General features: G+C 36.5%; 13 protein-coding genes and 1 pseudogene. 7 read left to right on the top strand and 7 right to left on the bottom strand.

The features are described from left to right. Positions 1-235 precede the first annotated feature (235 nt). The 4 genes from ACP6PK_RS28950 to ACP6PK_RS28935 all read right to left on the bottom strand — a co-directional run bounded on the left by ACP6PK_RS28950 (position 236) and on the right by ACP6PK_RS28935 (position 6,462). Positions 236-709 carry a hypothetical protein gene (locus ACP6PK_RS28950; RefSeq protein ID WP_426564879.1) on the bottom strand — a complete coding sequence of 158 codons (474 nt, stop codon included), beginning with the start codon at positions 707-709 and terminating at the stop codon, positions 236-238. A 496-nt stretch (positions 710-1,205) separates the two neighbouring features. Continuing rightward, complete coding sequence (locus ACP6PK_RS28945) at positions 1,206-1,961, bottom strand: transposase (protein WP_426564877.1); 756 nt, start codon at positions 1,959-1,961, stop codon at positions 1,206-1,208. A gap of 1,204 nt (positions 1,962-3,165) precedes the next feature. Beyond that, positions 3,166-5,355: an ArnT family glycosyltransferase gene (locus tag ACP6PK_RS28940; protein ID WP_426564875.1), complete on the bottom strand. Its 2,190-nt coding sequence runs from the start codon at positions 5,353-5,355 to the stop codon at positions 3,166-3,168. A 543-nt stretch (positions 5,356-5,898) separates the two neighbouring features. Beyond that, positions 5,899-6,462 (bottom strand): hypothetical protein, encoded by a 564-nt coding sequence (locus ACP6PK_RS28935; protein WP_426564873.1) that lies wholly within the window; start codon positions 6,460-6,462, stop codon positions 5,899-5,901. 420 nt (positions 6,463-6,882) lie between these two features. Between ACP6PK_RS28935 and ACP6PK_RS28930 the strand changes: the two genes are divergently transcribed. Both ACP6PK_RS28930 and ACP6PK_RS28925 read left to right on the top strand, forming a co-directional pair. Continuing rightward, positions 6,883-7,215: a DUF565 domain-containing protein gene (locus tag ACP6PK_RS28930; protein WP_094673321.1), complete on the top strand. Its 333-nt coding sequence runs from the start codon at positions 6,883-6,885 to the stop codon at positions 7,213-7,215. A 278-nt stretch (positions 7,216-7,493) separates the two neighbouring features. Further along, the gene (locus tag ACP6PK_RS28925) at positions 7,494-8,666 is read left to right on the top strand and encodes a glycerate kinase (RefSeq protein ID WP_426564871.1); all 1,173 of its coding nucleotides are present in this window, start codon (positions 7,494-7,496) and stop codon (positions 8,664-8,666) included. 856 nt (positions 8,667-9,522) lie between these two features. Here ACP6PK_RS28925 and ACP6PK_RS28920 read toward each other — a convergent pair. Continuing rightward, the gene (locus tag ACP6PK_RS28920; protein WP_426564869.1) at positions 9,523-10,635 is read right to left on the bottom strand and encodes a tetratricopeptide repeat protein; all 1,113 of its coding nucleotides are present in this window, start codon (positions 10,633-10,635) and stop codon (positions 9,523-9,525) included. Positions 10,636-11,869: 1,234 nt separating this feature from the next. Here ACP6PK_RS28920 and ACP6PK_RS28915 point away from each other — a divergent pair. Then, the gene (locus ACP6PK_RS28915) at positions 11,870-12,250 is read left to right on the top strand and encodes a hypothetical protein (protein ID WP_094673001.1); all 381 of its coding nucleotides are present in this window, start codon (positions 11,870-11,872) and stop codon (positions 12,248-12,250) included. On the opposite strand, the gene ACP6PK_RS28910 is transcribed toward ACP6PK_RS28915, so the two are convergent. Next, positions 12,251-12,412, bottom strand: a complete 162-nt coding sequence (locus tag ACP6PK_RS28910) for a hypothetical protein (RefSeq protein WP_426564867.1) — start codon at positions 12,410-12,412, stop codon at positions 12,251-12,253. A gap of 298 nt (positions 12,413-12,710) precedes the next feature. Between ACP6PK_RS28910 and ACP6PK_RS28905 the strand changes: the two genes are divergently transcribed. Then, positions 12,711-12,971 carry a hypothetical protein gene (locus ACP6PK_RS28905; RefSeq protein ID WP_143437805.1) on the top strand — a complete coding sequence of 87 codons (261 nt, stop codon included), beginning with the start codon at positions 12,711-12,713 and terminating at the stop codon, positions 12,969-12,971. Beyond that, positions 12,967-13,098, top strand: a pseudogene (locus ACP6PK_RS28900) (hypothetical protein); the annotation flags it as partial. The gene ACP6PK_RS28905 and the pseudogene ACP6PK_RS28900, both read left to right, overlap by 5 nt. A gap of 143 nt (positions 13,099-13,241) precedes the next feature. Here the strand turns inward: ACP6PK_RS28900 and ACP6PK_RS28895 are convergent. Then, entirely contained in the window at positions 13,242-13,385 is a 144-nt protein-coding gene (locus ACP6PK_RS28895; protein WP_168186427.1) for a hypothetical protein, read from the bottom strand. On the opposite strand from ACP6PK_RS28895, the gene ACP6PK_RS28890 reads away from it, so the two are divergent. Next, on the top strand, positions 13,321-13,830 hold the full coding sequence (locus ACP6PK_RS28890) for an N-acetylmuramoyl-L-alanine amidase (RefSeq protein WP_426564881.1): 510 nt from the start codon (positions 13,321-13,323) through the stop codon (positions 13,828-13,830). The two genes, ACP6PK_RS28895 and ACP6PK_RS28890, sit on opposite strands and share 65 nt — an antisense overlap. A gap of 1,004 nt (positions 13,831-14,834) precedes the next feature. Beyond that, entirely contained in the window at positions 14,835-16,769 is a 1,935-nt protein-coding gene (locus ACP6PK_RS28885) for a S9 family peptidase (RefSeq protein WP_426564865.1), read from the top strand. Positions 16,770-17,740: the final 971 nt, after the last annotated feature.

Raw genomic sequence — 17,740 nt, 5'->3', positions numbered from 1 at the left:
GAGTCAGAGTTTTTTCATTTGCTGAAGCTCCCGGAGGCGGATGATAAAATTTTTCTCTTCTCTATAGGTCTAGAGCAAAGGATGAGATTGCCTTTTCTGCAAATATTCTTCCCTTAGTTTAAGTTTGGCAACTTCCTGCTGCAATTTCCCATAAATAAACAGCAAAAATTGTCTGAAGTTATTGTCAGTGCGAATAAATATTCTGTTGTAATGATGTAATGCCTATAGAAACAAACTATATAAAAATTTGTCTGCTAGGTTGTCTTGCAGGGTCTGATGAAAATTCAGTATGTATAAATTCCACAGAATTATAAGTATTAATCCACAAATGAGCGCCACAAGGTGCGGGATTGTAAGGTTCATAGACAATTTGGCAAGGACCTGGAATATATAACTCATAACCATAGTCGTTGCGCTTGCCTTCCTTAACAGAAAGCACTGGTTCCAGTTTTTCAGGAGGTTTACCGAAATTACCTTTAATCTTGTTTTGATTAACATGAATCATTTTAGGTTCGGTGGGTTTTTCCTTGTTCCAGATACCTTTCGGACCGCGCCGAGCCGGAATTATTACAGGCATTCCATTTTCAGAAACTGGTATTTCCCAGAATCTACCATTTTTCTCCGCATCTTTGACTCTTCCTTGAGCTAGTAAAACTAATAAACGTTGACGGGAGATACCTAATAAAATGGATGCTTCTCTAGTACGCATGATTTTTTCCTCAACTGTTGTACAATAGTAAGTGTTTAAAGGTAGGTAACTTTCCGAGGTACCTAAGAATAAATGTAAATTTTGGATTTTGTTTTCCTCTAAAACTTCAGAACTGGCTCTTAATGCTTAGAAATTTTCCACCACCAAATAGCGCCTCATTCTCGGCGACTCGAAAATTTCACACAGCACAGATCGGGAGAGAAATGAAAAATTTTCCACCGCAGGGAAGCGTTTGATTCTCAGCGACTCGAAAATTTCACACAGCACAGATCGGGAGAGAAATGGAAATGAAAAATTTTCCACCACAGGGAAGCGCCTGATTCTCAGCGACTCGAAAATTTCCGAACTCAGAAGTTAAAGGTGTTAGAAATTATCAACCACGGGGAAAGCCCCGCGTTGGAGAATCTACGTTAACTGTGTTAGACCTTATTTCTTTTTTTTTGATAAATTATCAACCATTGGATTTTACCGACTTGAAGCCAAGCTCCAAATCGCTCTAAACGTAATAATAGCTCAAACGATTTGCTTTAATAAAATCCTGGGCTGTCTGTGCTATCTCTGGAATCGTAATATATACGATTTTCTCTATCAGGAATGGTAAAGGAATTTGACCGGGGGATACTTTTGTCTTGGGAAGTTTACTTAATACTCCTCTCAATATTCTTTTCCCCCAGTCACTTTTCTTGGTTCGTTTTTTCCTTGGTGTGTAGCGCCGACAGAAACCTTTGTAGGAGTCGGCGCATTCTGACAAGGATGAACCTAATTCAAGGAAGGCGGGATGCCATTGGGTAATACCATCGGTGGTTAGTTGTTCGTAAGTGCCATAGTTACTGAAGTCGTAGAAAAAGCCTTCTCTCATCCCTGCTGCCTTGGGGTTGGCATGAATATAACGGATGGTGTTTAATGCTCTTTCTTTGTCGGAGTTGGGGAAACCATGACAGGTGTATCTTTGTTCCCAAAAGTGACCTTTGCGGTTAAGGAGGGCGTTAAAAGACATGGCAGAATACCAATTGATCCAATGCATGATTTTCGGTATATCATCAGGGTTTTCTGCTTCCATCAGGTAATGGACATGATTGAGCATTATGCACAAGGCATAGAGTTTAAATGGGTACTTTTCTTGTGCTTGTTTGATGATATGTAACAGTATTTCTCTGGTCTCACGGCGTGTGAGGTTGAAATCTCTGTTGTTACATCGAGTTGTGATGTGGTAGGAATAATCTGCTTTGAATTCTCTTTTTGGTCTGCCCATGTCTAAGATGCTTCTCGCTTCGCTTTAAAAGGAAAGGAAAAGGAAAAAGGAATGCTTCTTATGAGTTTGCCTTCGTGACTTGCCACAACTTCGACGTGAACTTCGACGTGTGCCAGGCAGGTATCTTGCACAACCAGGCGGGCAGCGAGTAAAATCAAATCAGGCTGCTGGTCTATAACGAACGGAAGATATCCAAATCCAAATTAGCCGTCTAGGTCTGGTCAAACAACAGAATCGTTATCCGCCCACATTCCATGCCCGTCCATGTACTGCCAATCCGCCTTTTCCATTTGATCATGCACCTGATCTGATGTCGGCATAGTAAGGCCCTTGTATAACTCCCAGAATAAGGCGCCACCGACCGCGCCGGTAGCGACGGCGACAGCGGCAGCATTTTCACTAATACCGGCAATTACCGCAGCTGCACAGGGGGGACATCCCCCTGTGACCTGAGCACTTTCTTCTTCACTTAGGGAGACGTGAGAGGTTGGTTTTGGGTTGGATGGAGGGGATTGAGTTGCATGATTGTTTGCTTTCGGATTGGGGAGCGCAGGATTGGGAGCGAGGAGCGAGCGGAGGCCGGGGGAGGCCGCGGAAGAAGACGCGAAGGAAGAAGGATTTGTTCCCCCGTCTAGAAAGCACCAAAGCACCGTCGCGGCGGCGGCGCACCGCACCACGGCCCAGCCCGCCCCGCGCCCAAGATGTTCGTGCGCAATTTACATTTCGGAGAATAACACACGCGCTGCGTGGTTCCCCAGCGTGATTTCTGCAACCAGCTTCCTTCCGGGAAAACGGGCTGGCTTACATCCCCGACGCTTTTTAGGTTTGTTGCAACGTGGGGAGGTGGTGAAGTTTTCTTTATAAAATGTTCAGAAATTGCGATAGTTTTGAACGGTTCTGAAGAGACGACCTAAGCAAAATGTCGTATGAATAGAGGAGGATGGATGGGTGTGAGATGAAATACATCAGTTATGCTTATGTGTACGAGCTAAAAAATTGTATAAAAGCCATTACTAGGACTACTGTCTCCTGACTCCTGACCGAAAAATTGAAATTGTGAATTGTGGTCAATGAGCCTCCCTTTTTAAGGGTATAAAAAAATAGAATAAGGTAGGGTACTGAAGCCTGAGCTACGAGCTAGGGGTACTGATAACTGATAACTGATAACTAACTGGATAACTGAAATGACTCCTTCTTCCTCCTTTCATTCTGACTCCTGACTCCTGTCTCCTGACTCCTTCTTCACTCCTGACTCCTTCATAAATAAACTTTTAGGAACTTTACCTAATTGATAAGCACCACGAGAGTCTAAATATTGATATTCTCCTGGTTGTAATCCTGCATGAATAAACTTTTTTGGATAACCAATCATCACAACATTACCAGAAGAGTCTTTTTGCACAATTTCCTCTAAATATTCTCTAGCATTCGTAGCGCGTCGAAAAAATTCTACTGGTTCCCTAGTGTAAAAAACTAAACTAGGTTTTTCAAAGGCAATCATTATTATTTCTTCTCCTGGTTTTCTAACTTCAACAATTGTTTGAGCTAATTGCCGTAAGGGTAATTGACGTTCTTGATCTACTAAAAACATCATGGGATTAATAGTAAAAATTAAACAAGCTACTAATCCAATAAAATTAGCACTCCAAATCCAAGAATTTTGTTTTTTTCTCCAAAGAAATCCAATGACTATTGCTGTAGCAATAAAAATTAATCCGCCACGAATTAATAAACCAGATTTTCTAATTATCTCTGGGAAATATGGCATTGCTGGGTCTCTATCTAGCCAGTTAAAACTGTAGATAATTCCTACAGCTAAAATTAGTAAAAAAATGATATTGGCAATAACTGAAAAATCGAAAAATTGAAATTTTGATTCAGCAGTATTTCTCTCTAATTTGGGAACAGGTTCAACAGAATTATCAAAATAATTGGGTCTAAAACCCCGCCTTTTAAAGGGAAATGTTTTTGGAGAATTGCTCAAATCCTCATTACAAAAATCACTTCTGACGTCCCCTCCTGGGAGGGGTGAGGGGTGGGTTGACTTCTCACTTCTGACTTCGTTAACCGTGGGGTTGATAGATGATTGAGTAGAATTATTTTCAGATTTATTAGTCTGACTAGATAGAGAATCTCCATTAATAATAATATCGCTCCAAAATAATCCTACTAATATTGCTGCTGCCGGCATTAATGGTAAGACATAACTAGGTAATTTAGTAGCAGAGATGGAGAAGAAAATAAAGATACAAATAAACCAGAAAAAAGTAAATAAACCTAACTGTTGACTTCTCGGTTTTCTACACCAATAACTGCGTTGCCAAAACTTAGTTTTAGCGATCGCTATTGGTAGATAAATAGACCAAGGGGCAAAACCAATTAATACGACTAAAAAGTAAAAATACCAGGGTGCTTGATGGTGATTCACAACTCTGGTAAAACGTTCAAAATTATGATAACCAAAAAAACTATCAATATATTCTTTCCCATTCACTAAAGTAACGATAAAATACCAAGGGAATGTAATAGTAAAAAAAATCAAAATGCCACGCCTAATATTTATTTCTTGCCAGATTTGAAAAAAATTACCTACATATAATAGAAAGGAACCAATAATCATTCCCGGCAAAACAATTCCAATCGGACCTTTGGCAAGAACTGCTAAAGATATTAGTATATAAAAAGCTAAATACCACTTGTTAAAAATGGGAAGTTTTGTAGTTTGTGATGATTGATTTTCATTTGACGCAGATGAAACTTTTTGTCCGGTCGTTTTACTGTTTTTTTGCTGAGGAATATGACTATTTTCTGTTTTTGAAGAATATCCCATAAAAAAGGCAAATAGTGCCGAACCCATACAGCCAGTTAATAACATATCAGACACTCCAATACGCCCCCAAGCAATAGTTTCTGGATTTAAAGCTATCATCGCAGCGCCAATCCATGCTATTAATAATCTCGCCATTAAATACTGATTTTTAGGGATAGATATTTGAGGATTCAGGTGATAATAACCATATTTATAAAGGATGTAAAAACCAAAACACATTAATCCAGTTGCAGATATTGCTGAAGGGAGACGGACAGACCATTCATTAATACCAAAAAGATGATAAGCGATCGCCATTAACCAATAAATTAAAGGTGGTTTATCAAAGCGAGTTTCTCCATTAAAATAAGGTGTAATCCAATCTCCAGTTTCTACCATCTGACGAGCAGCTTCGGCAAAAAGTGGCTCTGTTTCATCAATTAAACCAATATTACCAAGGTTACAAAAGAAAGATAACCAAGCAAGTAGCAATAGCCATAAAATAGAAAGTGCTAATGTTAAAATTTGACTTTTTGGTTGCACTCTAAACAAATTGATAATTTCTAATTTTTGTATTAGTTTCATTCAGATAAGTTATCCCTGTAATTATTAAAGTTTAAACCCTAATTTAGCTGGAAATTAGCAGCTAATTAATTGATAATGGATAATAAATAATTGAATTAATAGATAAGAGACTGTTTGTAAAATAATTATTAAGAGAGCACGCGAAGTGACTAAAATCTAAAAACGGTAATGCTTCAAGGGATTGAAAGAAGGTAGATAGAGAAGTATTCAGTACATATATTTCTAGATTTAATAGCGACAATATTTGCCCTTGTATTTCTTCGGACCTCCATACCTATTCCCAGTTAAGTGTTCCCTATCTCCTTTTTATATTTCCTGATACATTCAATCTCTAATAATTGATTAATGAAAACCTATACCATAAGTTAAATGCTTATTCAAGCACACAAAAGCAATTCTTATATTCTTTGATTATCAATTATCCATTATACTGAGTAGCTATTAAATTGCTAAAAATTACCCGAAATATATCAATAATAATTTCTTCAGTTAAGACAAGACTTAGTAATTATAATCTAGCTGATAACGTAGTTCCTCATTTTTTTATGGTCTTAAAATTAATTGCCATTCTAATGTTTCTGTATTCCAAAAAGGAAAGGTTGTTTCTCCCACAACATAAGGCCCCCAATATAAACGAGAGCCATCTTGAGCAAAGACAACTACAATATCTCCTGGTTTCAAGGTTAATTTTGCTTCTGGTAAAGAGAGTATTAACCCTCTACCACTACCTTCTCCTGGAGCCAAATCCCAGTGAGCAGATTTTTGGTAAGATTGTTCTGAGGATCTAGCTAATAGTGCTATACGAACTGGACGATATGTACAGTTGCTAACTCGAAGAGCTCCTCTATTAGTTTTAACTATAGATGATTCAGAAATAGTTATGGGAAGATTACATTCTTGGGTTTGTTTTGTTAGAGATTTTGGTAGGGGTGTTGGAGTAGGAATGTTTGATAAAGGAGGTTTTAAAATTGGTGAAGATTTTGATGTTTGTAATCTTGCAGACTCATTTTTTGTCCAGGATATTGTTAATTGAAACCTGCCAATGATTAGTCCTAATAAAAAGAATATTAAAGCAATAATAATTTTTGAGTAAGGTTGAAATTTCATTGAAATTTAAGTATTTATTTTTCTCCTTATAACTTGGCATCCTGATGTTGTTTACCCTGAAACACCTGCAGCCTGCCATAGTGGAAGTAAGAACTCAGAACTCAGAAGTTAGAAGCTAAAAGTCAGAAGTAAATTATTGCTGTGACTATATTTGAGAATGTCTTAACAATAATAACGACTGCGATATTTTGCTATGTTAATCTACACAATATTTCCCTACGCAGAAGTCAAAAGTCAAAAGCGGTGAGACCCCGCATTGGTGTAAAACACAAGGGAATGCGGACTAAGAAAGTCAAAGTCAAAAGTATTAATTGCGAAGGCTTTTAGGATTTTCTAATTAATTGGTTATTTCTAGTGTGCTGCACTAAAGCATTTTTAAGTTGAAAATTATATAAGTTCAAAATATATTTAACATTATCTATGCAAAGTACCCGTCTTAATAGATTACTGAACGTTATTCTGGAGAGGTTTAAACAATGGTTACTTAATCCTTGGCGTCGAATTTCTCTATTAATTATTAGTTTGTTGTTTGGTAATTTTGCAGCAACTGCTGTTTCTACTATCGCTGGTCAAGAAGGTTATTTAGATGTTTTGTATGCTTTAATTTGTTTATTGATTACGGAAATATTAAATTGGTTAGTTTATGGCAGTAGAGGAAAAATTGCACGTTCTTTGGGAATAGATATTTTAAATGGTTTTAAAATAGGTTTCACTTATGGTCTATTTTTAGAAGCTTTCAAATTAGGTTCTTAAGATTAGAATCAGAAGATTTATTTCGTTAGCCCCATTTTAGCTAGGACTAACTTTTGCATTCTCTAAAGCTCCTAAAAAATTCGGGGCCTCAAAGAATTTTCAGTTGCATCCTCACAATTTTTGTGATATGATAAAAAGTGTAAGGGGTTGTTCGCCTATAAGCATGATTTTTTATTCAACCAAAAAATAGTATAGTTGATCAGATCAGAGCGAATATTGTAGAAAGGAAAATCAATGTAAAAGATACACATACTTTTATTCAAGTTCGCCGAATTTTTATGGAATTATCTAACCCATCTCTAAGACAAATTTTACAGATTTTACAGCAGGGTAAGTCTCTGGAAAAAAAAGAATTAGAAACTTTAGAAAATCAGGAATTAATAGAGCCAAAACGTGCCGATGTTTTTCACATTACTTCGACAAATGTAAGAGAAATCATTAGGCAGCGGTCGCTGCTTTTTCAGTCTGTAACTATTGACTATGATAAGTTTCCTATCAGAGATAATCAGACTTTAGAAACTTTATGGAAATTATGGTTACCTTTAGGAATAAAATTAGTTAATAAACGTAAAAATTTAGGTCGCCCATTAGTCCAAGGAATGTTAGGCGGACAAGGAACTGGAAAAACTACTCTAGCAAAAATTTTAATCCTAATTTTAGACAAGCTTGGCTATAAAACTATTAGCATTTCTATTGATGATATTTATAAAACTTACGCTGAACGTCAACTTTTAGAAAAGGAAGATTCCCGATTAATTTGGCGCGGACCTCCAGGAACCCATGATGTTAGTTTAGGAATAGAAACTTTAGAGAAGTTACGTCAATCAGAAAATCAAAATTATGATAATTTAATTCCTATTCCTAGATTTAATAAGTCTCTTTTTAATAGTGCTGGAGACAGAATAGAAATTTCAGAGAAGTTACGTCAATCAGAAAATCAAAATTATGATAATTTAATTCCTATTCCTAGATTTAATAAGTCTCTTTTTAATGGTGCTGGAGACAGAATTGAACCAGAAATGGTAAGTAAAGTTGATATTGTTTTATTTGAAGGTTGGTTTGTTGGAGTTCGCCCAATTCCAGAGGAAAATTTTGATTTTGCACCACCACCAATTATTACAGAAGCAGACCAAAAATTTGCCCGTGATATGAATGAAAAATTAATAGAATATTTACCTCTGTGGGAAAAATTAGATAGTTTAATTGTTTTATATCCAACTGATTATCGTTTTTCTAAACAATGGCGAAAACAAGCAGAACAACAAATGATTGCTTCAGGAAAATCAGGCATGAGTGATGATGAAATAGAAAAATTTGTGGATTATTTTTGGCAAGCATTACATCCAGAATTGTTTATTAAGCCACTCATCAAAAATTCTGAATTGGTAGATTTAGTAATAGAAATTAATTCCGATCATTCCCTGGGAAATATTTATCATCCAAACTATTAAATGGGAAGTCAAATTAAAAACAAAACTAATGCAGTTTATTGAATCTAAATGGGTAATAATTCAGCCGTCAGCAAGCCTCCTGCGGAGGAACTACGTTAACAGCTATTGCTATTGATCTGGAATAAAAGCTTGATTTCTACCATTTTCTTCAAGGATATTATTAAACCAGAATTCAAAATGAATATAGTATTAGCGTAAGCATTCAGCTATTAGCACTCAGCTTTTCCTAGGTCATGCTACGCAAACAGCTTTTGAAAATGCTAGGAGGCACGGGAATTATAAGCTGTTGTGTATCTAGATTTTATATTCCCTATTGCTAGGAGCAAAAATTGAATATATGGTCGTTCATAGTAAGCCCGCTTTTCATGATTCATAGAATATAAGAGATTTTGGCTTAAAGGTAGAAGGCATAAGGCAGAAATAATGCAAGTCATGAAGTGAAAACCCCTATAAAAACCTTAGCTGATAGCTGACGGCTGACGGCTGAATGCTTACGTATTAGCAAGTATTGATGAGCCTCCTTCTTCAGAGGAGAAAATTGCATTTCTATATCAAAAAACAAGAGAAAAATACTTCACTTGGGAAAAGTTTATTGAAGTCTTATTAGTAATTTAATATTTAGGGTTGTTATAACTAAGAAAGAATTGATTAGGACATAGACTAATGATTAATTTTACAATAGCAAAAGTTTTTCCAACTGCTCCCTAGGCGTTGCTGATGCGTGGGTATGATTTGTATTTTTTAGTAGTTGCTAAACTATTGGATAAGAAATATTTGAGATTATTCAATTTTTATTTTCATACCTTGATTCAGCAACGCCCTCCCTGTTCCCTTCTATAAAAACAAAAGCTTAAGATTAATCTTCCAATTGCGCTAAAGCAGTTTTCACTTTTTCCTTACCCTCAGAATTATCCTCTTCCTCAAACAGTTTTAAAGCTCTTTCAAAAGATTTTAATGCTTCTCTTTTACGTTCTCTACCTTGAAGAGCTAACCCAATTTTATAATGAGCATCTGCATTATCAGGATTTCTCTTAATTACTTGCCGATACATAATTATTGCTTGTAAATAATCCTGCTGTTCTAAAAGTATCTCTGCAGCAGCAAACCTAGCTTCGAGTAAATCAGGATTAGCATAAGTAGCTTTTTGATAAAATTTCAAAGCAGCTTGAGTATTATCCTGAGCTTGATAAATTTCCGCAATTTGAAACTGAATATCTCCATTTCTTGGTGCTAAACTAGAAGCTAACTTCAGAGCAGCTAAACCGCCTTTAGTATCTCCAGTAGCTAATAAAGCAGTTCCCAACTTGATTTGTACCCCTGCATCTCTAGGTGATAATTCCACAGCTTTTCGCACTGCTGCCAATGCTTCAGGAAAGCGCTCTTGCTTAAGTAATACTAAACCCATTGCAGCATGAGCTTCAGCATTTTTAGGGTTAGACTGAATAGCGACTTGATATGCAACGATCGCCTCATTATATTTCTCCTGGCGAAACAATGTAGCACCTAACCCTAAATGCGCATTAATACTGTTGCGGTCTAGTAAAGAAGCACGGCGATAAGCTTCAATGGCGGCCTGATAATTTTCTAATCTGGCCATACTATATCCCAAACCATATTGAAAATCTGCATTATGAGGATCTATGGCGATCGCCTGTTGATAAAACTGAGCTGCTGCTTGGAAATTTTTCTGGAGTGCTTCCAAGTAAGCAATACCAGAATATATTTGTGCATTCTTGGGGTCTAAACGTACCGCCTGTTGATATATTGTTATGGCAAGTTGGTAATTTCCAGCATCCGCTAATTCTCGTCCCTGGCGTAGTAGTTCATTTAGTTTGGAATTCCCATTTTGATTACCTTGAGCCAATAATTTGACCCCACAGCAAGGAACTCCATAAGCAATAGAAGGAACAGTGGCTGTTATTGTGGCCACCATTAGACTACTAAGTATTGATATTGTTTGTTTGTACACGGCCAGTCTGAAATTAATAGTGTTTATAGAAATGACTAATCATAGCACTTTGTTCAGGAATTCCCTAGAAGGTTCAGCTCAGAACCTTACTAGATGGCCATAGGTGTTTTTAGGTCAATTGTGCGATCGCAATTTGATGACTAACCATCGGAATAAAACAAGAGGCAAGAGGTGAATAACTCTTGCCATTAGGTTCTAAGTTCGATTGTAAGTCAGTAAAATTATCGACCTGTCAATTTATAGATATCTTCTACTTAATTCTTGAATCATTAATCACTAAAACCCTAAATACCAGTAGGGGACTTTAAATTGATATTCAAAACCTAACGCCCAACGAACGAAAGTATTAATCCGAAAGTGTTATTCATTCATAGCTATCATCTGAGTAATTCATTTTTGAACTTGAATTGAATAAATTTAGTTTTTTTTGTGTAAATTCCAAAGTTTTGTCAGCTTTGTTTTTAACTTTATATATTGTCCTGTTATAAAAAGCAGATACCTTAGCTTTGTCGGCTGTTGGTGCAAAAACTTCGCTACTATTTGCACTACCTTCGCAAATTATAGAAATCTCTTTTAATTCATCAAGAGCTTTTTCTAAACAGTTTTCTAAAAGTGCATACTTTCTAAGTTTGAATTTTAACCCCTTAATGCTTGTTTGCCGTTCTTTTGCTATAAACAGAATTGAAACTAGAGCAATATTTGTGAGGAGACTACAAATTAAAGCGGCTTTGTTGAATTAATTCATTGTCGAACTGATTACTTATTGTTGGCTCGTTCATCAGGCTTTATTTTCCGCTGAGATAAGATAATAAACCTTATTCTAGCTTCCCAGAATATGATGAACAAAAGCCATGTAATTATAGTGATATTGACACCTATATACAACGCTTTTTTTGTTGTGCTAATATAAACAAAATTAATAGCATGATTAGGTATTGATAGATGATAGAGAGAGCCTACAGAATCAGCTTCATTCATTAAAAAATTAGTAGCAACAGCAAAAATCAAACACCCCAAAGGGACTAATGATTTCTTTATGGGTTCGGTGATTAAGATTACCCCAAGAACAAACAACAAAATTATTTTTATCAAATACAAAGAAAACATCAGATTGCAAGATATTGCTATAATTGTAAAACTGCTTGCATTCCCTAAAAAAAAATAAAATTATTGAGTTGCAAGCACTTCTTAACATGAATTTTTCTGTCGTTATCTTCTTTCATTTTAATCAAAGATGCCTAACTTATCAGATAGTAATAACTGGGTAAAAATATATGAGGGGAGTTGGGATATATCAGGGGAGCCAAGTAAACAAAATAGGCTCCCTAATCAAAGAATTGAAATGCCGTTGAGGACTAACTACCATAAAGTTACTATTGCTAGTAATTCAGCTCTTTCTCAATGGTGGTTAGGAGGTTGGATTGCCTTGCAAGTGAAAGACCAAGCAAGTAACAGCTATTCTGATGTGTATAGACAGAAATTGCATTTAAGAAGTCCGACTATTTTACACTATCAATTAGATGGTGCAACACCTAGTTACTCGCTATTATTTCAACCTGTTTTTTGGTTTAAAGATATAGAAATATTAGTAGAAGCTTATCAGTCAATTATTTGATTATGTGACACCTAGTGATTCTAGGTTTTCAAAAGTTTCTGTTAGATATGTATCCATGTCTATACAATCAGTTGATTCAAGCTTGTCTAGAAATTCTGAGACTGTTTCCTTGCCACATAACATGGCGTGTAAAGAGGATTGAACAAAGAGGTAATTCTTCATTATTTCCTCTTGCTCACTAGGATGGGCAGCCATATTAATTTCCAGCCCTAAGCGTCCTCAACAGCTCTGTAGCCATCTGGGTCGTAATTTTCTGGGAGAATTATGTAGCTAACATTTTCCATAAGTTACTTAATTTTCTTACTAAAAAGCTGTCACAGCAGGGATTTCTGATAAAGCACTCAACCATTGTGTAACACCACCTGTCAGTAGCCACAATTCCGGTTTTGCTGACTTTGTAGGAACTAACGAAGGTGACTTTGCTGACTTCTACCAGTTTTAAATTTCCCAACCCAGGTCATTGAGCTATAAAGTTCATAACTACGACCATTTAATTGATGTCGAAATAATGGACGCTTGGGGTCAACCCATTAGTGCCAATGAGCAGATCGAGGGAGCTTACTCCATCAGACAAGGTGGTTTTATTCATTCCTTATCTCCAGGCACCTACTATGCCAGAGTCGATGCTCCACAAGACCCAAACCTATATACCAACTATGAAGTAGTCTTTAACTTGGAAAGTCCTCCCTTGATTTCGTCTACTCCATCTAAATTACATTAATACTCCATCTAATGATATTAATCAGGTTTATCAAGAATACTCGTGGAGACTAGGTAGTCCTACTTCCGATGTAATTTACTACAATGGTTACGAGTATCAACTATTTGATGGTGGTTCCATTGTTGAGAGTCAAAACGGCGCTTACCCACTATACGGTGCAATTCGCCAAAAATATTTAGAAACTGATGGTGGGCTAAACGGATATCTAGGCGCACCTACCAGTGCAGAATATAATTGGAATGGAATTACACGTCAAGATTTTGAGGGAGGTTACATTACTTGGGATAATATTAGCGGTGCTATAGTTAATGGTAATAATAATTTTTCCTCAACACCAGAACCACTGGCTATTGAATGGATTTTTAGCCCCAACTTTGAACCTCGCCCCGGCGGTCCATCAGATGTAACCAGCATTATTTTCCATCACACAGGAAGCGATAATGGTGATGGTACAATTAGCTGGTTTCAAAATCCAAACTCGCGAGTATCTGCTCATTATGTCGTAGATCGGGACGCTCAAATTACAAACATCGTGGATACTAACGACAGGGCATGGCACGCAGGAATTTCAGAATTAAACGGTCGCTCTAATGTTAACGACTTCTCTATCGGTATTGAAATTGTGAATCCCGATGGCAATTGGTCTCCTTATACCGAAGCCCAATATCAGTCCTTAGAGTGGTTAACCCAGGATTTATTGAACAAATATCCTTCCATTACTCATATTACAGGACACGAAGATGTTGCACTTCCTGAAGGTCGTAAGTCAGATCCTGGAGATTTATTTGATTGGAACCGAATTAGGGACGCTGCCTACGGGGCAAATACTAATGTGTTCCCAGTAGTTGGACCAGTTTAATGGTAAGAGATCGCTTTCTTCTTTCTAGAAGGCGATCGCCTAGAACTAAAAACAGTGGATGGCATCGTAGCGTAACGCACCTGGCAACATCAAAAATGGTGTGTTAGGCTCCACTTCCTCCTGCTTTTCATATTGCGCATCAAAACGCACCCTACTAGACTATGAAGATTATAGCGATCGCGTCAGCGGAACGGAGTTCTATCGCTCTTTCTCAACTACAAGAGCGATCGCTTTTTGGTATAGTTAGAATAATTAGTAAATTCCCATTGTCAAAGAGTTAGAGTTTGGAGACCAAACCCCTACAATTATTATCGCCATATTTAAAAATTGCAAATTCCTGAACCAGAGTAAACTATACTTTCATATTCAATCTCCCCACCTCTTTATCTCTCGACTGAAACTAACCTAATAACCAACTCCGCACCTTTGGTTTGTATTCCGTTTTTATCTTTGCTACTCTCCAAAGATAGAGCGGTAAATTTTTCATAGCTCAAACTTATAACTAACTTAGTAAACTCTTATCACTTAATACCAATTTGAAAAAAGAATGTTACGAATAATAAGGGCAAGAAAAAGACTTGACAGGAGATGTCCATTTGACTAATAAGATCAAATATGAACTAATCAATGGCATCAAAGCTATTCCCATACGACTCATGTAGGGGTGATTCGCGTAATTAGGAGCATTCCGGCACGGAAATCACCCCTACAACTCCTGACTCCTAAAAAATCACCTACCTATTTGTAGCAAACATTTATCAAAATGGTATAAAACATTTTTTAATACTTTATATTAATAGGACTTAGGCATTAGATACGAAAACCTAGGACTTGAGATTGCTATCCGTTCCGGACTGCTCCACAAACCCTGTAGGTCGCAATGAGGAAAATAAGTTATACTGCCTAAGTCATAATTAAATAAATCAAACGGAAGATTTAGAACTTGACAATTGACAATAACAAAATTAAATAGTAGACATTATCTTATATAATAATCTTAAATTATGACACAAATAGCACCTTATGGTTCCTGGAAATCCCCTATTACTACTGACTTGATTGTAGCCGGAACAATTGGACTTAGTAGTATTACCATTGATGGTGATGATGTCTACTGGATTGAAGGACGACCTTCAGAGGGTGGACGAAATGTAATTGTGCGCCACACTCCAGATGGACAAATAACTGACATTACTCCTCCACCTTTTAATGTACGCACCCGTGTCCATGAATACGGCGGTGGTGCTTTCTTAGTGGCAGATGGTACGATATATTTTTCTAATTTTGCTGACCAACGTCTTTATCGTCAAACACCAGGTAAAGAACCCCAACCTTTAACTCCAGAGGCAAATATGCGTTATGCTGATGGTGTGATAGATAAACAGCGCGATCGCTTAATTTGTATTCAGGAAGATCATACAAAGGGTGGGGAACCTGTCAATAGGATAGTTAGCATTAATCTCAAAAATGGAGAAGATATCCAGATATTAGTAGAGGGTTATGATTTTTATGCTTCACCCCGTCTGAGTACCGATGGTTCCCAACTTTGCTGGATTAGTTGGAACCACCCAAATATGCCTTGGGATGGTACGGAGTTATGGGTAGCTCGGATGAATACAGATGGTTCATTAGATGAAAGTAAGTTGGTGGCTGGAGGGAAAGCAGAATCTATTTTTCAACCCCAGTGGTCACCAGATGGAATGTTATGTTTTGTGAGCGATCGCTCTAAATGGTGGAATCTTTATCGGGTGCCTGGAGTGACTGAGGCAGAAAATGTAGACCCATTGTATCCTTTGGATGCTGAGTTTGGAATGCCACAATGGGTATTTGGAATGTCTACTTATGCTTTCACAGCAGCTAACAAAATTCTCTGCACTTTTTCTCAGAATGGAATTTGGCATTTGGCAACTCTTAATACTACTAAAAAACATTTACAGGAAATAGAAATACCCTATACTTCTATTAGTTCTTTAACAGCCAAAGGTAGCCGAGTTTGTTTTCTGGGAAGTTCCCCTACAGAACCTAGTTCAGTTATTCAAATAAATCTCTCGACAGGTGACATTAATGTTTTAAAACGTTCTACAGATTTACAAATTGATTCTGGTTATTTATCTATTCCTCAAGCAATAGAATTTCCGACAGAAAATGGTAAGACTGCTTATGGTTTCTTTTATCCGCCAACTAATAAAGATTACACTGCACCTGTAGGAGAAAAACCACCTCTTTTAGTTAAAAGTCATGGGGGTCCGACAGCAGCAACTTCTGGTAGTTTAAGTTTAAAAATTCAATATTGGACGAGTCGTGGTTTTGCCCTACTTGATGTTAATTATGGAGGTAGCACTGGATATGGAAGAGAGTATCAGCAAAGACTAAAAAATAATTGGGGTATTGTTGATATTGATGATTGTGTAAATGGCGCTCAATATTTAGCTAAACAGGGATTAGTAGATAGTAATCGTATGGCTATTTCTGGTGGTAGTGCTGGAGGTTACACTACTTTATGTGCTTTAACTTTTAAGGATGTATTTAAAGCTGGAGCGAGTTATTATGGAGTTAGTGACTTAGAGGCTTTAGCAACAGATACTCATAAGTTTGAATCCCGTTATTTAGATGGATTAATCGGACCTTATCCTGAAACAAAAGAGATTTATAAACAGCGATCACCTATTAATTTTACTGAGGGTTTGTCTTGCCCTGTAATTTTTTTCCAAGGCTTAGAAGATAAAATTGTACCACCAAATCAAGCAGAGAAAATGCTAGAAGTTTTGAAGCAAAAAGGATTGCCAGTGGCTTATGTTGCTTTTCCAGAAGAACAACATGGTTTTCGCCGTTCGGAGAATATTAAACGTGCTTTGGATGGAGAATTTTATTTTTATTCCCGTGTATTTGGATTTACACCTGCTGAGAATTTAGAGGAGCTAGAAATTATTAATCTTTAGGTTGTGGGAGGATGCTTGAATAATTAATAATTAACAATTGATAATTAATAATTACCAAAATATTGTGGTTTCAAGCCTCCCCTTGGATAGGGGATAATAAATAAAAATTTTCCTGATTCGTCAATCCTCTTCTTTTCAAGGAGAGGTAATTCCCGCATTCTAAATTCTTGAACTCTTCTTATAAAGAAGATAATTTGTTAAAAGAAATTTTTTTTCTTCTAATAAGAGCAATGATGCATACTTTACCGAATAATTAATAATTAAGAGTTGATAGTCAGTTATAGTGGTTTTCACAAAGATAGACTACAAAAATTCTGGATTATGCCCTCAGCATAATTGCCTTTAAGCCTAAATCTATCTCTTCTATGTTAATGAAAAGCGCTATAATTATTCATTCAAAAATTCAGGTTTAAAGCCTCCCTTTTAAGGATATAAATCAAAAATTTTTCTTTTAGTCAATCCCCTTATTTTAAGAAGGGGTAATTATTAACTAGCCTTTCAGAAGTTTTTTCATTAATGGATAATGGATAATTGATAATTGATAATTACCTCTCCCTAAAAGGGACAGGATTGACACAAAGGGGGAAAAGATTTATTTTTTTCCGGGAGGCTTCAAGGCGTCAATTATCTAATTATTTAATTTCTTAATTATTAATTATAGTCATTTCAAATAAGGATGAAACACTTTTTTAGATGAAACCCTTTCTAGAAAATAAACACTCGTCCCAATCTTATTCAGAATGACTATATTTCGGTAAACTGATAAAAACCTCTATTCTACGAGGAGAGCTTTTAAAGATTCCCTTGTAGGTAAGTAGCCAGAGTGATTAGGATTTTAGGATTCATCAGTTCCATGCAATAAGTTCTCAGCTTCTCAGGATAGGGTATTTTTAATTGGTAATTGAAACACTATTTAATCCCACATTCCGCACGACAAAATGTAGTATGCAAAGATGGTAAAACTTGAATAA

Source organism: Dapis hubbardiae BLCC-M172 (genome assembly GCF_050016015.1).
Lineage (GTDB): Bacteria > Cyanobacteriota > Cyanobacteriia > Cyanobacteriales > Microcoleaceae > Trichodesmium.
The sequence above is the reverse complement of the archived record's forward strand: the minus strand, read 5'-3'. Positions and strand labels throughout refer to the sequence as shown.